The sequence below is a fragment of the Synechococcus sp. RC10B2 genome (assembly GCF_047502635.1).
This window is the reverse complement of sequence record NZ_JANSHO010000078.1, coordinates 115,715-136,010: the sequence shown is the minus strand read 5'-3', so window position 1 is coordinate 136,010 and position 20,296 is coordinate 115,715. Positions and strand designations below refer to the sequence as shown.

Below are 20,296 nucleotides of genomic sequence, written 5' to 3'. Positions count from 1 at the left end.
TCTGGGCCCGGTTTGGACTAGTCCAACTCCCGCCGACGTAGCCGTTGCAAGGCCGAGAGAGGCTTCTCCTCTTCTGGCTGCTTTTTCGAGGCGGCTGCCCGTGGAGTGGTTGTCTTGTCCCTTTCGGGCTCGAGCGCAGGCTTGGCTGCTTCTGGCTCAGCGGCTGGAGGGCGAGGCGGGTTGCTGGCCTGCTGGTTGGGCAAGGGCACCGACTCCAGGGGGGCCAGCAGGGACTGGATGTGGCTGTAGGTTTCGGGATTGCTGCGGGCAGCATGGGCCAAGAGGGTAAGCTGCTCCTTGGCCGCTACCAGGTTCCCTAACTTAAGATCCACCAGAGCCAATTGGTAGCGTGCCTTAAAGCTAGTGGGATCCACTTCTACGGCACGTTGGAAGGCAGCTCGCGCCTCTGGGAGGTTGCCCTGGCGGGCGTAGATCAGGCCAAGGTTAAAAGGCACGTCGGGATCCCGCTCGCTGGGGAGAACTTTGGTTTTGTCTTCCAGCTCAAGGGCGGCCCGGTAGGCGTTGATGGCTAGGGTGTGAAAGCCCATCTGCAGGTAGCGGGCTGCATCTTCCTTGAGTTGGGCCACTGTCGGCTCCCCGGTGAGCAGATTCATAGGCGGCTGGGCAGAGGCAGGCAGTCCTAGCGCCAAACTCAGCAGGCATCCCACCACACGCAGGCCCAAGGGAGCAGTCCGTCCACCGGTTTGTTGCTTATTCATCCCCATGATCGGTTTCCTCCAGCCACCTCAACACCACTTCGTTCCACCCCTCAGGACCGGGGAGCCGGGCCAGTTGCCACTGGGTCTGAACCTCTGGCCCGCCGAGGCGAACGGCCTCCTTCCAGAGGCTATCCGCAATTGGGCTGGGAAGCACTACTTTCCGCTCCACCCACCGCAAAAAAGCCAAATCTGGGGGGGAGCAGCCGATGCCCAAGGCCCTGACAGGGCCCAAATGCCGCTGGTAGCAATCCAGGAGCAGCCGCACCGCCTGTTCTCCCGGTAGGGAACTGGGCTCTGAGGTTAAGGTTGTCCGCCTCCAGCCGGTCAAATACCACCGCGAGGGGTCGGAGAAGTGGAGCTGGTGCAGCCGTAACAAGTGCTGGGTGAGGGTGGCCTCTTGTTGGGCAAGGGCTTCTCGCAGCCTTGCTGGATCCCCGGAATAGCTGAAAATCTCGCTATATTCCCGCTTTTGCACCCGTTCTGCTTCCTCCAAAGGGATCCCAGTGGCGGCAGCTAGCTCCGAGGCTGTCCAATCCCCGAACCCGATGAGATCCAAGTGGTAATCTTGGCGCACCTGTTGCAAAATGTGGCGCAAGCAGGGGTAGGGCAATCCCAGGGCACACACGTAGTAGGGAGGGCGGTGTTGCCAGCGCTCGTCCAAAATGCCTGCGGGAAAGTAATGTTCGGGAACGTAAATAGCGGAGCCGTCCTCGCAGATGAAGGGATGCTCCAGGCGCAGTTGTCGACACAGATGTTCCAGTTGGGCGCGGGTACGCAGGCTGTAGAGCACTAAGGGAATGGAGCGGCGCTCCAAAGCCGCCAAAGCTTGTCGGGCAGCGCCATAGCTGTTGGACTGGGGATCTAAGAGGCTGCCATCCAAACTGCTGAGGACAAGTCGCATAAGCCCAGGAAAGGAAAAGGCGCTGGCAGCAGTCAATTAGCCAGATCAAACGGCCTCTAGCCCGAGGAGCGCAAGCCGGATCCCTGAGGCGGGCTTGGGGCTCAAGCGGCCAGCATTCCCATCATCCAACAGCCTTGACAGAAGTGAAGAGGTTTAATTCAACGTGCCCTTCTTGGCCACCTTCTGGAGGAGTGAAGCACCCAGAGCGGCATTGGGGCAATTGATGCCAAATGTTACACTCTGCTGCCGTGCCCAGCCGATACTAGCGGCAGAGCAAGCCTCTTGACTCGCGATTCCTTTGAGGGATCAGGTGCCGAAAGCGCGATCCCCAGCATCCCCCAGCCCGGGCAGGATAAACCCCCGGTCATTTAGCCGCTCGTCGATCATGGCGCAGAAAATTTGCACCATCGGGTAATGGGATCCCAGCCGCTGCAGCCCCGGCGGAGCAGCCAAGACGCTCACAATTCTCACTAAGCTGGGATCCGCTCCCCGTTTTTTCAGCTCGTCCAAGACCCAGAGCAAGGTGCCGCCAGTAGCCAACATCGGCTCAGGGATGAGAATGCGCATCTGCTCCGGGATCCGCTCCGGCAGGCGATTGAGGTAACAACTCACCTGCAGCGTCTTTTCGTCCCGCACCAGGCCCACATGAAAAATCCGTGCCTGGGGCAAGAGGGACTGACAGCCTTCCAGCAGGGCCAGCCCAGCCCGCAAAATAGGCACGATGGCCAGCGGCGTGTTGGGGGCGATAACTTCTGCTGCAGCAGGTTCCAGAGGAGTTTGCACCTGCACCGCCTGAGTTGGGATCCAATCCCGCATCGCCTCGTAGGTCAGCCAGCGGCCCAGCTCCGATAGAGCACTGCGAAACAAGGGCGTGGGGGTTTCCACGTCGCGAGCCACAGCTAACCAGTGCTTAATGAGCGGGTGAGAGGGGACATAGACTCGAAGCTGCTGACTTGCCACAGAAGGATGCCTCAATCTGGGCGGTAGCATAGCGGGTTGCTTTGGCAGAAAGCAAGCACTTCCCTCGAGGTAATGGGTACCCCTTCAGAATTGGTTGACCTGCCCCCTGCCTTAAAGGGTAGGGATTCCTAGTTTTGGGTTCTACGAGCGCACTTAGCTAGCCAGTGGCTAGTCCCTAATTCACCATGCCGGCAGTGAGGCATCTCTCCCCAAGCGTAGGCGCTCCGCGCTGCTGAAGCGAACGCCCGATTGGTTCAGGATGCGTTGCCATGCTTTGCCGTTACAGCACAGGGCAAAGCTGGAGCTGGGTCTGCAGATCCGGTAGATCTGGATCACGAGATTTTTTCTGAGGATCGCCCATGTCTGCCGTCCGGTTTCAGCCGTTGCGGGTGGCCTTCACCTGTGCGGATCCCAGCCAAGCGCAAATGCCTGTTGCCGAGTTGCTGGCGGCTCTGCCGGCCTCGCCGCTTCTAGCCTACACCGACCCAGAAGCAGCGGACTTGCGGGTAGAGATGCTGCCAGATGCCATCTACCACTTCTACCGACGGGAGGAAGAGGTGGCGCTGGCAGCCTTTCGGATCCCGGTAAAAAAGCCACAGGCTCTGCCCCGCAAGCTGGTGCGGCTGCTGGAACATGTGGCCGCCTTCGACAACCTCCTCAACCTGCAACCTGCCAGCGATGCTCTGAGCAGTGTTCTGGAAGTAGAGTTTCTGCAACTGGAAACGCCGGCCAGTGGCTCTAGCCCTGCTGAAGTTAGCCCTTTGCCGCGGGATCCCCAAGGCCAGGTGCAAATTCAAGCAGGCCGCAACCTCGCCATCGCCCTGCGCAACAGGGCCCTTACGCCGGTGCACGTCTATGTAACAGTCTTTGACGAACGGCAGTGCAGCGTCGGTTTAGTCTATCCCTACCAGCCGGACTCTCCTGCCCGCCTGCGCCCCAGCGAAAGCGTATTAGTTGGCTCTGGCCCTCGCTATCTGCTCCAGATGCAACTGCCCGAAGACACAGAAACGGCGGTGGATCGCTTCAAAATCTGGGTCACCAGTACCGGCATGCAGCCGGGCATTATGGCAATGCCCCCTCTAGGACAAAGGCTGGAGCCCCCCTCTGACGATCCCTATGGCTCCGGATCCCGTCTGGATAGAGAAGTCAGGCTGGCCATTCTGGGCAAAGCAGGCAGCACTCCCATGCCGGCTTTTGCCGAGGATCCCTGGTGGTGTATGGAGCAAGCCGTCAAGATTGTGGCCTGAGCCGATGCTCTTGGGGACTTTTTCAGACTTTCAGAGATGGCTTTTCAGGATCCCATCAAAGGTAGACTCAACCTCATCGACGCCAATCACTGACAGGTGATAGAGGGAAGATAGACTACTTCTTGTATCTTGACTAACATCAGTTAAAACTATGAAAGCTTGGCTTCCCTGAAGACCGAGTTCATGAGCGATTCCGGAGTATTTTTGTATTTTATCTTGGTACCCACCTGTCTTCGATTCCACCCAGTAGAATTTATCATTGATATGGAAGAAAAGATCCATCTCAAAATCGGCTCCATCCGATAAAGTAACTTGGGCATTCGCGACGTAAGAGAAACTGATCTTTTTGGTGTGAGCCTCAACAAGGCGGATCAGCGTGCCCCTAACATATCTTTCCAGCCAGTTCCCTGCCAGAAAATTCAGCGCCTGACGCGACCTACTGGGTCTCGCTACCAAAAGGCATCTGGGCGCCTTAGAGTATCTGTACTCTTCCAAAAATGCGATGTCGTGTAACTCCTTAGCAACTTGGCAAGTTGAACTGACTACTTGTGGAGGTTCGTCTCTAAGGTTTAGGTAGAAAGAACTGCCGCTCTTCATGTTTGATTTAACCATTCCATAAAATCTCTTGATAAAAGAGTATCGGCTGCCCATAAAGGCGGCTATTTGATCTAGCTTTTCCTCTTTTTCTTCCGCAGCTATGCTTTTTATCTTTATGTTTTTTGAGTTTAAGAACGACTCTATCTTTGATATATCAACGATAGCTGTCCCATCCTTGTCTCTTAGTACTTCGTCTGGTGTCTCAGGATCTGGTGCTTTACCAATGACCTGAGTAACCTGCTCATTCTGGGAGTCCTGATTTGCAGTTGGGCATATCTCGGATCCATGAGAACTTTGAATAGTAACCCGTAGTTGCCGATAAATATCTTTGGCCTCTTCCACTAGATTTTCCAGAATGGCTAGCTGATTGTTCAGTTGCTGGCCATGTTCGGCCAACTTTACAGATATAGCTTGTAGAAAGTCTCTGCCCCAGTCCTGTAGCAAGCTTTGCTGGCTGTCAGCAAGGCGAAATTTAAACTCTTCAAGGGTAGCTTGGACGGCCTGTAACTTTTCCTGTAACTTTTGAGAAATCTTGTCTACCAATCCTTCGCTCAACTTGATGAGTGCTTTGTCCGGGTTGTTGAGTTCTTGGCTGCGTTGGCTTAGCTGCGAAGATATATCTCTGATAATCTCTCGTTTCCAGATTTCCAGTTTAGGACTGGCCCCATACTGGCGAGCAACGTAAATGCCTACCGAGAAACCAACAGCTGCCCCAATCAATAAAACCAAAACTAAGTCCATCAGATACTCCTGTCCTCTGCTGCTGTTACTTTTCTTTCCAGTTAACTGGATTACCTGCTTGCCTCAACATTCTAGGAGGAGATAGGTGAATTTTCAAGCAGATGGGGACCTGCCTCTGACCGAAGCTGGGCGCCGACAAGGGATCCCAGCCAGCCTTGCTGAAGGGCTTCTTGAGCAGGAGTCAGTTCAGGCAACACCTCCAACGTGTAGACATCGGGCCGAGGGGGATCCAACGGGATCCAGAAATGTTTCAACTGATCGGCTTGAAAAACGCTCAAACAAATGATCTGGTGGGGCTGATAGGCCGTCAAGCGTTCTGGCAAGTTGGCAGCGCTTACCCGGAAGCCATCCAAGGCCACCAACTCATCGCCAGCCCAGATGCCGGCTTTTTGAGCGGGGGATCCCATCTCGACGGCGCTGATGCGATTGCCTTCGCCGTTGAAGTTGAGGCCCAGGTAGGGGGGAGGGTTGGGTCGGCTGAAGTGAACCTTGAGGGTGAGGCCAAAGGGGTGGAGGTAGGCGTTGTAGTCTAGCTCTTCCGTGCCGTCCACATAGGCGGCGAAAAAGGGGCTGAGATCGGCGCCGGCTGCCCGCTCAAACGCCTCTTGCAAGTCTTGGTTGCTGTAGCCTTTCTCTGTCCGACCAAAGCGCTGCCACAGATCCCGCAGGGCCGTGTCCAGGGATCCCTGCCCCCCTGAGAGGTGGCGAATGTGCAGATCTAGCAGCCAGCAGACCAAAGCGCCCTTTAGGTAATAGGAAACCTGGCTGTTGAGGCTATTTTCGTGGGGACGGTAGAGCTTGATCCAGGCGTCGAAACTGGATTCTCGCAGCGATTGTACGGCTCGACCTGGAGTGCGCTGCAGCCGGCCAATTTGCTCGGCCAGGATCTTTAAAAAATCTTCGGCGCTGAGGATCCCTGCCCGCAGCAAGATGACATTTTCGTAGTAGCTGGTTGCCCCCTCGCAAAACCACAGACAGTCCACGTAGTTTTCTTGGTTGTAGTTAATTTTCTCCAAAGCCAGAGGGCGCAGCCGCTTGACGTTCCAAGCATGGAAAAGCTCATGGGCCAGCAGCGCCAAAAAGCGGCGGTAGGAGTGGGGCTGATGCAGCTCCAGTCCAGAATAATTGAGGGTGGCACTGTACTTGTGCTCCAGGCCGCCAAATCCCCCGGCTGACAAATGCACAATAAACCAGTAGCGGTCGTAGGGCAGCTCGCCAAAAAACGCCGCCGTGGCCCGGACAATTTTCTCGGCATCGGCCACCGCTTGCTCCAAATTTAGGGTGCCCGCTCCCCAGACCACGAAGTAGTGAGGGATCCCTTCCACCGCAAACGACCGCAACTGGTGCAGGCCCACCTCCACCGGGCTATCCACCAGCTCGTCGTAGTCTGCCGCCACAAAAGACTGGCCGGAAGCAGCATCCTCAGAAGAAGACCTCAAAGGTCGCAAACTGGTGGCGACGTGCCAGTCGGGTTTGGGAGGGATTATCGTCAAGGTGTAGGGCTCCCGCTCGCGACCGGGCACGTAGAGAAAGAGCGCCGCCCCGTTGAAGTAGGCGTGGGTGAGATCCAAATGGTTGGTGCGCACCGTCAGCTCGTAGGCGTAGACCCGATAGCGGATCGCGACAGCCGAACAGCGGGGCGGCTCGATCTCCCAAGTGTGCTTATCTACCTTCCGCCAGGCCAAAGGGATCCCTTGCTCCGTTGCTGCCTGAAACTCTTGCACATGGCGGGCATATTCCCGCACCAGGTAGGATCCCGGCGTCCACACCGGCAGCCGCAGTTGCAGAGGTACTTCTGGATCCACCTCTTGGATCTGTAGTTCCACCTCCAAAAGGTGATTGGCCGGCTCCGGCATCCGCACCGTGAAATGCTGACGGCTTAGCTGAGAAGGGGCGGCAACCCCACCCTGCGCGATCCCCATATAACTTTCCTCGCACCTCCCGCCTGCACCGTCCCAAAACAGTGCGCTAGAGGCATATCTTGGACAGGAGACAAGACTTCAAAGATGTAGCTCCTGCTACAAAGATATCCAAGCAGAGTCTTTTAGCTTAGGATAATCTTGCCGCCGAGGTCATTTTTGAGTCAAGGGTGGCTTGGGTCAATAGCGGGCAGCTCAACCCCGGCACTCCTGGCTGATCTTGTTGGGTTGATTCTAAGGGATAAACTGACCTTAAAAGGTTGAAGAATATGGCAGTGGCCATTGCAGAAAAATCTCTGGTTGCAGCCTTCAAACAGTTGGGAGGGCCTCACCATCCTCCGGTTATCGAAACGTTTGAGCGCGGTAAGACCATCTTCTTTCCTGGGGATCCGGCGGAGCGGGTTTACTTTTTGGTGAAAGGAGCTGTCAAGCTCTCGCGGGTCTACGAAATGGGGGAAGAAATTACCGTCGCTCTCCTGCGGGAAAACAGCATCTTTGGGGTGCTCTCCTTCATCACGGGGCAGCGCTCCGACCGCTTCTATCACGCGGTGGCCTTTACCCGCGTCCAGCTGCTCTCTCTGCCCATCGAACAGGTGGAAAAATCCTTGCGGGAGAACGCTGAGCTCTCCATGTTGCTCCTCAGGAGCCTGTCTTCCCGCATCTTGCAGACGGAGATGATGATCGAGACGCTGGCCCACCGCGACATGGGATCCCGTCTGGTCAGCTTTCTACTGATCCTCTGCCGCGACTTCGGGGTGCCCGGCCCCAATGGAGTCACCATCGATCTCAAGCTATCCCACCAGGCCATTGCGGAAGCGATCGGCTCCACTCGCGTCACCATCACTCGTCTGTTGGGGGAGCTGCGCAAGAAGAACTACATTTCCATCCACAAGAAAAAGATCACCGTCCACGACCCAATGCAGCTTGGCCATCGCTTTGCCTAGGGGGAGAAGCTGCCCCTAGGGCCGTTTCCAGGAATTTACCAGTCGGGACAATCCCTCCCTCTGGGAGAGGAGTAGCCGTGCCACCAGGGCAGGGCAGCGACGAGGGAACCTCCCCTCAACCACCAGGGGCTGAGAGCGATCCTTGGGGGGAGGCTTGCTGCTGGGCCAGAGCAGCCAAGATCTTTTCCCCCATTTCCCGACAGCCGACGAGGGTCATCCCCTCAGAGTAGATGTCGGCAGTGCGGTAGCCCTGGGCCAAAACCGCCTCGACGGCCTGTTCGATGCGGTCGGCAGCCTGGGGCTGATCCAAGGAGTAGCGCAGCAGCATTGCCCCGGAGAGCACCTGGGCAATGGGGTTGGCCTTGTCTTGTCCGGCAATATCCGGGGCTGACCCGTGTACGGGTTCGTACACCCCAGGGCCAGAGGATCCCAAAGAGGCAGAGGGCAACATGCCGATGGACCCGGTCAGCATCGCCGCCTCGTCGGAGAGGATATCCCCGAAGAGGTTCTCCGTGAGAATGACGTCAAACTGCTTGGGCCAGCGCACCAACTGCATGGCAGCATTATCGACGTACAGGTGGGACAGCTCCACGTCGGGGTACTCAGCCGCAATGGCGGTAACCCGCTCCCGCCACAGTTGTGACACTTCCAGGACATTGGCTTTATCCACCGAGCAGAGCTTGCGCCGGCGTTTGCGGGCCAGTTCAAAAGCCACACGGGCAATGCGATCCACCTCCGCCTCGCTGTAGGCCATGGTGTTCACACCCCGCCGGGATCCCTTGGCATCTGTGAAGATCCCTTTGGGTTGGCCGAAGTAGATGCCGCCGGTGAGCTCCCGCACCACCACCAGGTCGATCCCGGCAACCACCTCCGGCTTGAGGGAAGAGGCCTGCACCAGTTGCGGAAAGATCTTCACCGGGCGCAAGTTGGCAAACAGCCCCAGGCCCGCCCGCAAGCCCAACAAAGCCCGCTCAGGGCGCTTCTCCCGCGGCAGGGTGTCGTACTTAAAGTCGCCAACTGCCGCCAAGTAAACAGCATCGCTCTCCTGGGCCATTTTCAAGGTCTCTGGCGGCAAGGGATCCCCCGTGGCTTCGTAGGCGGCCCCGCCAATCAAGCCCTCCTGCCACTGGAGGGAAAACCCCACCTGAGCGGCAACCGCATCCAAAACCGCCCGCCCCACCTGCATGATTTCAGGACCGATCCCATCTCCGGCCAGGGCTGTAATCCGATAGGTTCGGACAGCAGAGGAAGGAACGCTCATGGGCGGTCACAGCAAAAGAATGCGTAGCGATATTACCATCCCTTGGCCCCCAGGTTTGCCGAAAAGTCCCCCACGTCCAAAAAAAGTGCAGCCCGGCCACCGGCCTGCTGCACTCAGAGTTATCAAGCCGATATTCTGCCCTCTAGAACAGGCCCAGGGTGACCCACTTATCCAGAGGCAAGGTGGCGCCAATGCCCAAATAGAGGGTGACCAAGGTGCCGATCAAAAACACCGTCGTCGCCACGGGGCGGCGCAGCGGATTCTGAAACTTGTTGACGTTTTCGATGAAAGGCACAAACAGAAGGCCGACCGGAATGGCCGACATCAGGGCAATGCCCAAGAGCTTGTTGGGAGCAATGCGCAAAATGTGAAACGCGGGGTAGAGATACCACTCCGGCAGAATTTCCAGCGGCGTGGCAAAGGGATCCGCCGGCTCGCCGACACCCGCCGGATCCATGACCGCCAGGCCGACAATCACCCCAATAGTGCCCAGGATCACCACCGGGAACATAAAGAGCAAATCGTTGGGCCAAGCGGGCTCCCCGTAGGTCATGTGGCCCATGTTCTTCTTCAGCTTGGCCAAAACTTTGGGATTGTCTAGGTCAACTTTGCGGGTAATCGCCTCGGTTGCTATCACTTGCTTTGAGACCGGCATAGCCATTCTCCTTGTCTAGGGCAAAAGTTCTGAAAAGATGCATCCAGGGTGCCCGGCTCACAAGAACCGGTTTGGGATCACAAAGGCCCGGAGATGCCCTGGCGGCGGATCATCAGAAAGTGCATCGTCATGAAGACCGCCGTCAGCCAAGGCAACACAAAGGTGTGCAGGCTGTAGAAACGGGTGAGGGTGGCTTGGCCAACTGCCTCGCCGCCGCGGATAAGCTGGACCAGGGCATCCCCCACCACCGGAATGGCACTGGGCACCCCGGAGACGATCTTGACTGCCCAATAGCCCACCTGATCCCAAGGCAGGGAGTAACCGGTAACCCCAAAGGAAACCGTCAGTACCGCCAAGATCACGCCGGTTACCCAGGTCAGCTCGCGCGGCTTCTTGAACCCCCCCGTCAGGTAAACCCGGAAGGTGTGTAGAATCATCATCAACACCATCATGGAAGCACTCCAGCGGTGGATGGAGCGCAGCAGCCAGCCGAAGTTGACCTGGGTCATGATGTAGTTGACCGATTCAAAAGCCTCGGCCACCGTTGGACGGTAGTAAAAAGTCATGGCAAAGCCGGTGGCAAACTGAATGAGGAAGCACACCAGCGTGATGCCGCCGAGGCAGTAGAAGATGTTAACGTGGGGCGGAATGAATTTTCCGGTTGCGTCATCGACGAAAGGCGTGATCTCCAGCCGCTCGTCTAGCCAGTCGTAAACTTTGCTCATGATGCCTGCAATTTTTAGAGTTGGATATCCAGGGCGGGGCGGGCCCACTCCCTATAGCACTGTAACACAATTCGTTAACACGATCGTTAACACGATCATGAAGTCGGGCTCAGCTTTGAGACAGGGATCCCTACACCAACAGCCCAAACGCCTGCTGATGTCTCATCTTGTTCACGTTTCTTAGTATTTCTTAGCTTCTTCTTCAGTTTGGGATCCGATGATTGCGCAGAAGCCGAGATCTGGGGAAAGCAGTTGCAGAGGGTTGGGGATCGGATGGGGGTTACGCCAGGCTGTCCGAGTTTTGTTGCTAGGGTGCCTGCTCTGGGCGAGTTTGGGCATTGGCGCCTGTCAGGTGCAGGCCAGCCGCTGGGGGGAAGAGCAGCAACTGCTGGCGCAGGCGTGGGCCTATGTGGATCGGGCCTACGTGGATCCGGGTTTCAACGGACAGAACTGGTGGCAGGTGCGCCAGCGCTTTCTCTCTCGGCCCCTGAAGGATCGGCAAGAGACCTACCGGGCCATCGAGGAGATGCTGGCAACTCTGGGGGATCCCTACACCCGCTTTTTGGACAGGGAGCACTACCTCAGCCTGCAGACTTCCACTGCTGGCGAGTTGAGCGGCGTCGGCCTCCAGATTGCCATCGACGGGCAGGGGGCAGTACGGGTCATCGCCCCAATGGAGGGGACTCCTGCCGAGCGGGCCGGGATCCAACCTCAAGATGAGATCCTGGCGGTGGATCAGGTGCCAGTGGCAGGGCTGAGCTTGGATGAGGTGGCAGAACGCATGCGCGGCCCCAGCGGCACAACCGTTAGCCTACGGCTAAGGCGGCAGGAGCGCATCTGGGAGGTGGAGCTGGTGCGGCAGTCCATCCTGATCAACCCGGTGCGCACCGGTTTTTTCAAGCTGCCCCAGGGGGAGGTAGCCTACATCCGCCTCAGCCAGTTTAACGGCAATGCCGCCGCTCAAGTGCGTCAGGCCATCCAGGCCGCAGAAGCGCGAGGAGTGCGGGGCTACATCCTCGATCTGCGCAACAACCCCGGAGGGTTACTGCAGGCGGCCATTGAGATTGCTCGCTTTTGGATCCCCAAAGGCGACATCGTGCGAGTGACGGATCGCTACGGCATTCAGGACGGCATTCCCGCCACCGGCGAAGTCCTCACGGCAGCCCCCTTGGTCGTCTTAGTGAACCAGGGCAGTGCCAGCGCCAGCGAAGTCTTGGCGGGGGCGTTGCAGGACAGCGGACGGGCGCAACTGGTGGGAACGCGCACCTTCGGCAAGGGGCTGATCCAATCCCTGCTGGAGCTGGCGGACGGCTCGGGGCTGGCCGTGACCACTGCCAAATACCTCACCCCCAACGGCCACGACATTCATCGCCAAGGGATCCAGCCCGATGTGGAGGTGGCCGCGGGCCCTGTTCCCCTGACGGCAGAAAGCCTGGGCGGCCCTGAGGATGGGCAGTTGCAGCGGGCTTTGGAAGTGTTGGGGGCGACTTTGTCGGTGGCCCAGGGGATCCCAGCGGCAGCTAACACCTGAGGGGGAGAAGGGGAGTGCCTGTTTGTCTGCGATTCGTTTTAGGATCGGGTTTAGCCGTCCACTTGGCCCTGCTCTCGATCCCTCTGGCATGAATGCCCTGCAAAAATTTCACCACTTCTTCAACTGCTGCATTGGCGCCTGGCACACCGAGCGCACCTACCACTATTTGGATCGAGGGGAGGTGGAGCGTTCGCGCACCGACTTCACCATTCGCACCCTCACCCCTGAGCTCAAGGAGAAGGTACTGGCCGACAACAACTACCCCAACCACGGTGTGGACGGGTTTTTGGGCTTCCACCTGGCGTTTGAGACGGTTTCCGAAAAAGGGGAGGAGGCTGGGCAAGAGCTAAACATGCTCTTCGTGCCCCGGCGAGAAGGGCCCCGTGGGCTGGAGGGCGACTACTTGCGGGATCGGGCCTATGAGGAAGACCGCCCCATAGTGGCCAGCTTCCGCTTCGATCCCGGATCCCTGCAACTGGTGATGACCACCACCTACACCCGCGTCGTTGCTGTGGATACCATCACCTTGCTTAACCCACGCCTGCGCCTGCGCCAGATCCTCACCTACCAACGACCCCCTCACGGTCAGCCCTTGGAGGAGCTGCTGCTGGTGGGGTTTGGGGTAGAACAAAAGCTTACCTAGGGGGGTTTATCGGTGGATCCGGAGTTGATCCCTCCCGAAGACTTGCGCCTGCCCCAGCATCTGGCCCGGATTGAGGCCAGCTTTGAGCGGGGACAATACCGTCGGGTTCTGGAACAGGTGAAACAGGCCCAAAGCCGCTACCCGCAAGCGGGCAAGCTGCGGCTCTGGCAGGCCCTGGCCGAGGAGGCCCTTGGAGAGACCCAGGAGGCGATCCGCTTGGCGCAAACCTTGCTGGGCAACCCGGATCCGGAAGTGGCTCAACAGGCCCGCTACGTGTTGGGCATCTGGCAGGCTCCGCGTCTGCGGCGACCAGCAGAGTGGTTGCTCGAAATCCCAGATCTCAGCCATCTGGAAGAGGCCGAGCCAGGGGAACGCCGTCTGGTCTATGAGCGCCCCCGCCGCCCAGCTTCCCTGCCAAAAGTCGCCGATCCCATCCGCCGCGAGGCTGCTCCCCCCTTGAATACCCAACGGCTGACGTGGGTGTTGATCGGGATCCTTTTCGCCCTGCTAGCGGTGATGGCCTGGCTGCCCTAGCCCAGCCCTGGGTCGGCGCAGAGACAGGCTGCCTGACCCAAAAGCAGCAACAGCCGCCCTCGTCGCCCCCGAGTTGAAGAGAGATACTGGGAATAGGGATGGCTGTAACCCTTGGCTGCAGATGCTGGGCGAGCGTCCCAGTTGGATCCCGGGCAACAGTAGGTAACCAGCGGAGGTTGAGAGTGGCTACACAGACATTGGTCATCGATGCAGTAGAGCAGTTGGGCTTGCGGGTCACTCTGGGAGATATTGCCTCCAGCACAGGCCTGGCCCTAGAGGAGGCCAAACAGGAGTTGCTGAAGTTAGCCCAAAAGGCGGGGGGGCATCTCCAGGTTTCGCGGCAGGGGGAGATTGCCTACGTTTTCCCGCCCGACTTTCGCGACATTCTCAAGCGCAGGGAGCAGCAGGATCGGCTGGCAGCCTTGCGACGCAAGCTGTGGGGCGGCTTTCTCTACGGGCTGCGCATCTCCTTCGGCATCCTGTTGGTGGTGTCGATTATCCTCATCACCCTGGCGTTGATAGCTCTGCAGATGGCCAGCAGTCGTGAAGAGGGCAGCGGCAGTCGCAGTCGCTCGCGCGAGGTGGGGTTCTTCTACTTCCCCAACCTTTGGGTGGGCAACCCCTTCTGGAGTCCCTACCCCTACTACGGGGGCTATTCCGGTCGGGCGCAGCCCCGCCGGGAAAAATCGGAGATGAACTTTTTGGAGGCGGTGTACAGCTTCCTGTTTGGGGACGGGGATCCCAACGCCAACCTGGAAGAGGAGCGCTATGCCTTGATCGGCCAAGTGATCCGCGCCAACGGGGGGGTGATCGCCGCCGAGCAGGTGCTGCCCTACCTGGATGTGGAGCCGGGATCCCCGGCCCTAGAATACGAAGACTATATGCTGCCCATTCTGCTCAAGTTCGACGGCCAGCCGGAGGTAAGCGAGGACGGCGATATCGTCTATCGCTTCCCAGAGCTACAGGTGGCCGCCTCAGAGCGCCGCTCCAAGAAGATCCCGGAGGTGTTGCAAGAAAAACCCTGGGTGTTTAGCCGCGCCACCCCTGAGCAACTGACCCTAGCTGCTGGCTTGGGTGTGCTCAATTTCCTCTTGGCGGCCATTCTCTACGGGGCGCGGGAGGAGGTGGCAGCCGCCGCTGGCAGCAACGCCTTTTTGGCGTTTATCTACCCGCTGATTGGATTCCTCTTTCTCTACGGCACGCTGTTTTTGGCAGTGCCTGCAGTGCGGTGGCTGACGTTGCAGTTCCGCAACCAGGGGGTGGAGCGCCGCAATCGCATCCGGCGGTTCTGGCAAGAGCGGCTGAAGCGTCCCTCCGAGGCGCTGCTGCGCAAGCTCGACTTTGCCCGCCGCTTCCGCCGCCAAGAAGTGGTGCGGGAGTCGGACACCATCTACTCTACGGAGCGGGATCTGATCGAGCAGCGGGACTACCGGCTGGACGAGCCGGCCTTTCGCCAGCTTTTGCAGCAGGAGCAACCCCTGGAAAGCAAGTCGGAAGAGGTGCCCCGGCCTCGTCTCTAGCGAGGGGTTGAGGCCTGCCCAAGGGTCTTATCGAGCCATGGCCAATGCCAGTAGCGCGCAAGGCAAGCAACAGGATGGGAGGCAGGGGGGCCTGGTCCGCCTGGGGATCGACGTGGGAGGCACCTTCACGGATCTGGTGCTCCTCCAGGAAGGCCAGATCCGGACAGCCAAGGTGCTCTCCACCCCCAGCCCAGAAGCGGGGGTCTTTGCCGCCCTGGACAAGCTGGGCCCAGTTGAGGTGGACGTGTTCTGCCACGGCATGACGGTGGCCACCAACGCCCTCTTGGAGCGCAAGGGATCCCCCACCCTGTTTCTGACCACGGCGGGCTTCCGGGATGTGCTGGCCATTGGTCGCCAAAACCGCCCTTCCCTTTACGACCTCACCCAGCCCAAGCCAGAGCCGGTGGTGCCCCGCCACCACTGCCTGGAGGTGAAGGAGCGCTGCAGCGCCGGCGGCGTGGTCGAGCCGCTGACGGAAGAGGAAATCCAGCGCGTCCTCCGGGAAGTGGGCGAGCGGGTAGAGCGGGATGGGATCCGTGCCGTGGGGGTGGGATTCTTGTTTTCTTTCCTCTACCCGGAGCACGAGCAGCGCCTGGGGGCGGCCCTGAGAGAGGCTTTCCCCGACTTGCATGTTTCCCTCTCCTGCGAAGTGGCGCCGGAGTTTCGGGAATACGAGCGCTTTAGCACCACGGCCATTGATGCCTACCTCAGCCCGGTGCTGGCGGGCTACCTGCACCGCTTGGCGCAGGGCTGCCGGCAGCGAGGGATCCCCGAACCCCTGATCATGCAATCCTCCGGCGGCGTCACTTCCATTGCCCAGGCAGCGGCTCATGCCTCGGTGGCGCTGCTTTCGGGGCCAGCGGGCGGCGTTTACGGGGCGGCCTACCTGGGCTGGCTGAGCGGCTATTCCCATCTGCTCAGCTTCGATATGGGGGGAACCAGTACCGATGTGGCCCTCATTCAAGACGGCCTCCCTCAGGTTACCCCGTCAGCGGTGGTGTGCGGCCTGCCGGTGCAACAGCCCCAGATCGACATCCATACCGTCAGCGCCGGGGGCGGATCCCTGGCCTCGCTGTTGCCGGGCGGGGGGCTGCAGGTGGGGCCGGAGAGTGCCGGCTCCAACCCTGGGCCGGCCTGCTATGGGCGGGGAGGAACGGCTCCCACGGTAACCGACGCCAACCTCTGGCTGGGCTACTTGCCGGATGGGGGCTGGCTGGGGGACGCTGTTTGCCTACGGCGGGACTTGGCCGGCCAGGCCATCGGAACGCTGGCGGAGCCCTTGGGTTTGACTTTGGAGGAGACGGCTGTTGGCATTCGCACCCTGGCCAATGTGGCCATGGCGCGGGCTTTGCGGGTCATCAGCGTGGAGCGGGGCTTGGATCCTGCCGATTTTGCCCTGTTGGCCTTTGGCGGAGCCGGGCCCATGCACGCCTGTGCCCTGGCGGAAGAGCTGGGGATCCGCCGCGTCCTCGTCCCAGCCTTTGCCGGTGTCCTCTCGGCTCTGGGTATGGCTTTGGCCGATCTGCGGCGGGACTACCGGCGGGCCATCCTGCAGCCGCTGCAACAGTTGGAGGGGGAAGGGGGAGGATCCCTTTTGGCCCAGTGGGCGGCGCCCCTCATCCGCCAGGCGCAAGCCGACCTGCAGGAGCCGGGGCTCTCCTTCAGCCTCGACCTGCGCTACCGCGGCCAGTCTTTTGAGCTGGAGATCCCGGCCCAGTTGTCGGATCCGGTTTCTCTCTTGGAGCAGCGGTTTCACCAGGCCCACCGCCAGCGCTACGGCTGGCAGGATCCCGACCAAGAGGTGGAGGTGATCCAGCTGCGTCTGCGGGCGGTACAAGCTTTGCCCCCTGTGCCTTTAAAGGCGCCGCCCCCCCTGCCAGGGGATCCCTTCAAGGGGGAGCGCCAGGCCTGGACGGGCGGCCGGATGCGACCGGTCCCAGTCTACGATCGGCGGCGCATGGGGGTGGGGTTTCAACTGGGCGGGCCAGCGATTGTGGAGATGCCGGAGGCTACCGTGGTGATCGAAGCCGGTTGGACGGGCAATATCGACGCCGTGGGAACCCTGATCCTGAGCTGCGGGTGATTCCGTTGCCAGGTGCGGCCCTCGGGAACCCTTCCTCAGCTTGGTTGCCAGCAGTTTTGCAAGGTTTTGAGGTTTTCTCTAAATTGGCAGGGCCCAGGTTATTGCGGCAGGGCGGACGATGGGACTCGAACCCACGAATGGAGGAACCACAATCCTCTGCCTTAACCGCTTGGCTACGCCCGCCAGGATCCTGGGGATCTAGCTTAGCATGGGACAAACAGAACAGAACCGCAAAGATTGAAGCGCCCCAACATGCTGCCCAGAACCGAACTACTGAAAGGAGCGGAGTATCGAGAAACCTTGGCGCGCATTCTGGATCTGGGGGAGCAAGCCCTCAAAACCTGGCAAGTGGTCTGGAGTGACTTTCTCTCCCCGGCAGAAGTAGCCGAGGTACAAAGCCGGTTGCACAACTTGGCCGAACTGCAGGTGATGGCCTGGGGAGGCTATGCCCAGGCAGAGCGGCAACGCCTAGCCCTGGCCCGCCCTGAGGTCAGCCTGGAGGTGGAAGGCGCAGAAGGGATCCCCTTGGCCGCCGTTCAAATCCAAGGAAACTTTCTTTTCGACCCGGCCACCCACCGCGACTTTTTGGGAGCCCTTTTGGCGACGGGAATTGCCCGCGAGAAGGTGGGAGACATCCTCGTGGTGGGCGAATTCGGGGCCCAGGCCATCGTTGTGCCGGAGCTGGTGGACTATCTCAGCCTCAACCTAACCCAGGTGCGCAGCGTGCCCGTCAAGGTCAGCCGGATCCCTCTCAGCCAGTTGAAGGTTCAACCGCCGCGGGTGAAGTCCATCACCAGCGTGGAAGCCTCTTTGCGCCTGGATGCAGTGGCCTCGGCAGGATTTGGCCTGTCTCGCAGCAAGATGGTGGAAGAGATCCAGCGGGGAGAGGTGCGGGTTAATTGGAAGCCGATTACCCAAGCCAGCTACACCGTCGGCCCCCAGGATTGGATTGCCATTCGCGGTCGCGGTCGGCTGCAAATTGAAGAGGTGGCCGAGACGAAAAAGGGCCGCTTTCGCATCCAGATGAAGCGGTATCTCTAGGTTTTTGGAGATCGGCTGCCCGCCTGAGCCGGGGCAAGATCGCGGCTCCTGGCAAATGTTAGGAAAAAGGGAAGAAGGCCCAAGGATAGAGCAAATACTCCAGGTAAAACAACTTCCAGATCAGTTGATAATAGGTGACAATCGCGTCGCGGCAACCCAGATCCAGGCGAACACCATAGCCCAAAAGGATCCCCAACCCCAGCCCATGTCCTAACAGCATCCAGGCGCCCCGGCCCATGAGGAGAAAATAGCTTCCCAAAGCGATAAAGGCTAGGTAACAAGCGGCCAAAATGCCGATGCAAAACTTTGAGATCCGCTCCTGGCCAAAGCGCAACGAAAAGGTGGCAATGGCAAACCGGCGATCCCCCTCCATGTCGGGAATATCCTTGAAAAGGGCGATCACCAGCCCAAAAATAGACATAAACCCTGTCAGAAAAACAATGGGAGCAGAAAGCTCGACTCCCCCCTGCATCAACTGCTGAAAATGGCTGTACAGGCCCAGATTGACGATCAACCCCCGCACACAATAGATACAAGCCGAGGCCGCCAGCGGAAACCGCTTCAACCGCAGGGGGGGCAGGGAGTAGGCCGTGCCGATCCCGTTGCTCAACAGCACCGTCAACAACAGGTACGGGATCCCTGTCAGGGCCAATAGGATGGATGCCACCCCGCAGGCGGCGACGATCCCCACCCCCTGTCGCCAACTCAGGGAGCCGGCGGCCAAGGGCAGATGGGGTTTGTTGATGCGGTCGATCTCGATATCCGTGAGCTGGTTGAGGCCGACAATGTAGACATTGGCCGCCAGACAAGCCACCCAAGCCACGCCCAACTGGGGAAGGACAGCTAGCAGGGCCGTTGGTTCAGCGGCCACGAACCCGGCCAGCAAGTAGAGGCCCAGTAGACTGGCACTGGTGCCGTAGACGGTGTGGGGCCGAGCAAAACGCCAAAGAACCTGCCAATTTGGGGTCATTCTAGCCAGCAGCGATACAGCTCATGGCCCGAAGCCCTCTCGCGGAGAGTGGCTAGGGATGGGGAGAGTCTTTAAGGAGGGCAGCCAGGGCCGACCAGCGGGGATCCACCGGCGGCGGCGCAGCCGCTTCCACCACAATGCCCGGGCAATCGGGGCGACAGGGCAACTGGTGGGGCATCTCCAAATGCAGGTGTTGGTACATCCAGTCTTCGATATCCAGCTCGCCGTTGGGCGGCAGGCTCTCCAGCAGATCCTCTTCGTCCCGCAATTCCAACTCCAGGGGCGGGGGTTCAGGACTGGGCTCCCGAATCAGGATGATCTCCTCAACCTGCAGATGCAGCCGGTGGTTAAACTGCTGCAGGCAGCGGTGACAGGTGAGGGTGACGATGGTGCGGGCCTCGGCGCTCACCTCCAGGAAATGCCCCCGGTGGCTGGCCTGCAGGGATCCCTCCACAGGGGTCAAGCTCTCAAAACCTGGGAAAAACTGCCTAAAGTGAACCTCTTGGGTTTGACCAGGCATCTGCCGCAGGTCGGATAGACGAATTGGCCTCAGCATGACATCCCCCTTTATACGTCTTGGGTAGCAGGGATCCCGGAATCGCCCCTATCGGCAAGAGAGCCGCACAGCCAGCGCCTCCAGGTCAGGGTCGAGAAGAGGCCCGCCGGATCACCAGGCGACGGTCAGGCTCCTTGCCACGGCTGAAAGTTTCCAGATCGGCGTAGGCAGGGTCTTTCAGGAGCGTGTGGATCTGCCGCCGCTCGGCAGCAGAGAGATCGGGAAACTCGTATTCCCGACCACTGGTTCTCACCTTTTCCACCGCGACAGCAACCAAGGCTTTGAGCTCCTGCAAACGGCGCTGACGATAGCCATCCAGATCCAGGATATAGGGCTGCTGTTGGTCTTCTGGCTGGTTGAGGTTGAGAAGGGTGTTGGCCAAATACTGCAACGCATCCAAAACCACCGGGGAGCGCTCTTCCTCGGGGCCGGCTTCTTTGGACGGCGGCAAGGGCGATGCAGGCGCTTTTGAGAGCAACATTTGCTTCTGAGCCGGCGTTAGAGAATCGGCCTCGATTTCGATTATCTCCCCCACCACTCGCACCACCGCCGGGATTCCCATCGCCGCCAGCACCTGCTGCAACCACTGCCTGGCCCGTTCTCGATGTTCGGCAGGAGAAAGCTTGCCCTGGGAAGGCGCAGCGGTTCCCTCAGACTTCTGATGCGATTTTTTGGCGGCGGATCCCTTCACAGATCCCGTAGAGGACTCAGGGCGGCTCATCCTGGGCAGCTTCCAATTCTGAAGAGGT

The 20,296-nt window shown here is 59.5% G+C and carries 19 protein-coding genes and 1 tRNA gene; 8 read left to right on the top strand and 12 right to left on the bottom strand.

Annotation, left to right across the window (positions count from 1 at the left end; translation table 11 throughout):
• Nucleotides 1–17: 17 nt before the first annotated feature.
• The 3 genes from NW855_RS12470 to upp form a co-directional block, all read right to left on the bottom strand.
• On the bottom strand, nt 18–719 hold the full coding sequence (locus NW855_RS12470; RefSeq protein ID WP_228375243.1) for a tetratricopeptide repeat protein: 702 nt from the start codon (nt 717–719) through the stop codon (nt 18–20).
• Nucleotides 712–1,620 (bottom strand): HAD hydrolase family protein, encoded by a 909-nt coding sequence (locus NW855_RS12465; protein ID WP_099813378.1) that lies wholly within the window; start codon nt 1,618–1,620, stop codon nt 712–714. The genes NW855_RS12470 and NW855_RS12465 overlap by 8 nt, the downstream gene beginning before the upstream one ends.
• Before the next feature lie 306 nt (nt 1,621–1,926).
• On the bottom strand, nt 1,927–2,610 hold the full coding sequence (upp, locus tag NW855_RS12460) for a uracil phosphoribosyltransferase (RefSeq protein ID WP_414508838.1): 684 nt from the start codon (nt 2,608–2,610) through the stop codon (nt 1,927–1,929).
• Nucleotides 2,611–2,939: 329 nt separating this feature from the next.
• Between upp and NW855_RS12455 the strand changes: the two genes are divergently transcribed.
• Nucleotides 2,940–3,827 (top strand): hypothetical protein, encoded by an 888-nt coding sequence (locus tag NW855_RS12455; RefSeq protein WP_099887431.1) that lies wholly within the window; start codon nt 2,940–2,942, stop codon nt 3,825–3,827.
• A gap of 30 nt (nt 3,828–3,857) precedes the next feature.
• On the opposite strand, the gene NW855_RS12450 is transcribed toward NW855_RS12455, so the two are convergent.
• Both NW855_RS12450 and NW855_RS12445 read right to left on the bottom strand, forming a co-directional pair.
• Nucleotides 3,858–5,165, bottom strand: coding sequence for a hypothetical protein (locus NW855_RS12450; protein ID WP_414508837.1), 1,308 nt, complete (start codon nt 5,163–5,165; stop codon nt 3,858–3,860).
• Nucleotides 5,166–5,236: 71 nt separating this feature from the next.
• Nucleotides 5,237–7,087, bottom strand: coding sequence for a M61 family metallopeptidase (locus NW855_RS12445; protein WP_414508836.1), 1,851 nt, complete (start codon nt 7,085–7,087; stop codon nt 5,237–5,239).
• Between the two features lie 266 nt (nt 7,088–7,353).
• Between NW855_RS12445 and ntcA the strand changes: the two genes are divergently transcribed.
• The gene (gene ntcA, locus NW855_RS12440) at nt 7,354–8,028 is read left to right on the top strand and encodes a global nitrogen regulator NtcA (RefSeq protein WP_414508835.1); all 675 of its coding nucleotides are present in this window, start codon (nt 7,354–7,356) and stop codon (nt 8,026–8,028) included.
• Nucleotides 8,029–8,143: 115 nt separating this feature from the next.
• On the opposite strand, the gene leuB is transcribed toward ntcA, so the two are convergent.
• From leuB to petB, 3 genes are all read right to left on the bottom strand, one after another.
• Complete coding sequence (gene leuB, locus NW855_RS12435) at nt 8,144–9,289, bottom strand: 3-isopropylmalate dehydrogenase (protein WP_011430627.1); 1,146 nt, start codon at nt 9,287–9,289, stop codon at nt 8,144–8,146.
• Between the two features lie 142 nt (nt 9,290–9,431).
• Nucleotides 9,432–9,944, bottom strand: a complete 513-nt coding sequence (petD, locus tag NW855_RS12430) for a cytochrome b6-f complex subunit IV (RefSeq protein ID WP_049749760.1) — start codon at nt 9,942–9,944, stop codon at nt 9,432–9,434.
• A gap of 77 nt (nt 9,945–10,021) precedes the next feature.
• On the bottom strand, nt 10,022–10,669 hold the full coding sequence (gene petB / locus NW855_RS12425) for a cytochrome b6 (protein ID WP_011430625.1): 648 nt from the start codon (nt 10,667–10,669) through the stop codon (nt 10,022–10,024).
• Between the two features lie 217 nt (nt 10,670–10,886).
• Here petB and NW855_RS12420 point away from each other — a divergent pair, with 217 nt between their 5' ends.
• The 5 genes from NW855_RS12420 (at nt 10,887) to NW855_RS12400 (ending at nt 16,980) form a co-directional block, all read left to right on the top strand.
• Nucleotides 10,887–12,200, top strand: a complete 1,314-nt coding sequence (locus tag NW855_RS12420) for a S41 family peptidase (RefSeq protein WP_011430624.1) — start codon at nt 10,887–10,889, stop codon at nt 12,198–12,200.
• A gap of 22 nt (nt 12,201–12,222) precedes the next feature.
• Nucleotides 12,223–12,843, top strand: a complete 621-nt coding sequence (locus tag NW855_RS12415; protein WP_228375241.1) for a phycobiliprotein lyase — start codon at nt 12,223–12,225, stop codon at nt 12,841–12,843.
• A 12-nt stretch (nt 12,844–12,855) separates the two neighbouring features.
• Entirely contained in the window at nt 12,856–13,377 is a 522-nt protein-coding gene (locus tag NW855_RS12410; protein WP_228375239.1) for a hypothetical protein, read from the top strand.
• 182 nt (nt 13,378–13,559) lie between these two features.
• Nucleotides 13,560–14,897 carry a hypothetical protein gene (locus NW855_RS12405; protein ID WP_041438408.1) on the top strand — a complete coding sequence of 446 codons (1,338 nt, stop codon included), beginning with the start codon at nt 13,560–13,562 and terminating at the stop codon, nt 14,895–14,897.
• Nucleotides 14,898–14,934: 37 nt separating this feature from the next.
• Nucleotides 14,935–16,980, top strand: coding sequence for a hydantoinase/oxoprolinase family protein (locus NW855_RS12400; protein ID WP_414402664.1), 2,046 nt, complete (start codon nt 14,935–14,937; stop codon nt 16,978–16,980).
• Between the two features lie 110 nt (nt 16,981–17,090).
• Here the strand turns inward: NW855_RS12400 and NW855_RS12395 are convergent.
• Nucleotides 17,091–17,163, bottom strand: a tRNA-His gene (locus NW855_RS12395).
• 69 nt (nt 17,164–17,232) lie between these two features.
• Between NW855_RS12395 and NW855_RS12390 the strand changes: the two genes are divergently transcribed.
• Nucleotides 17,233–18,021 (top strand): photosystem II S4 domain protein, encoded by a 789-nt coding sequence (locus NW855_RS12390; protein ID WP_011430619.1) that lies wholly within the window; start codon nt 17,233–17,235, stop codon nt 18,019–18,021.
• Between the two features lie 58 nt (nt 18,022–18,079).
• On the opposite strand, the gene NW855_RS12385 is transcribed toward NW855_RS12390, so the two are convergent.
• The 3 genes from NW855_RS12385 to NW855_RS12375 all read right to left on the bottom strand — a co-directional run bounded on the left by NW855_RS12385 (nt 18,080) and on the right by NW855_RS12375 (nt 20,268).
• Nucleotides 18,080–18,991: a homogentisate phytyltransferase gene (locus NW855_RS12385; RefSeq protein WP_011430618.1), complete on the bottom strand. Its 912-nt coding sequence runs from the start codon at nt 18,989–18,991 to the stop codon at nt 18,080–18,082.
• Between the two features lie 52 nt (nt 18,992–19,043).
• On the bottom strand, nt 19,044–19,547 hold the full coding sequence (locus tag NW855_RS12380) for a YceD family protein (RefSeq protein ID WP_011430617.1): 504 nt from the start codon (nt 19,545–19,547) through the stop codon (nt 19,044–19,046).
• A gap of 85 nt (nt 19,548–19,632) precedes the next feature.
• The gene (locus tag NW855_RS12375; protein ID WP_240527859.1) at nt 19,633–20,268 is read right to left on the bottom strand and encodes a protein jag; all 636 of its coding nucleotides are present in this window, start codon (nt 20,266–20,268) and stop codon (nt 19,633–19,635) included.
• Nucleotides 20,269–20,296: the final 28 nt, after the last annotated feature.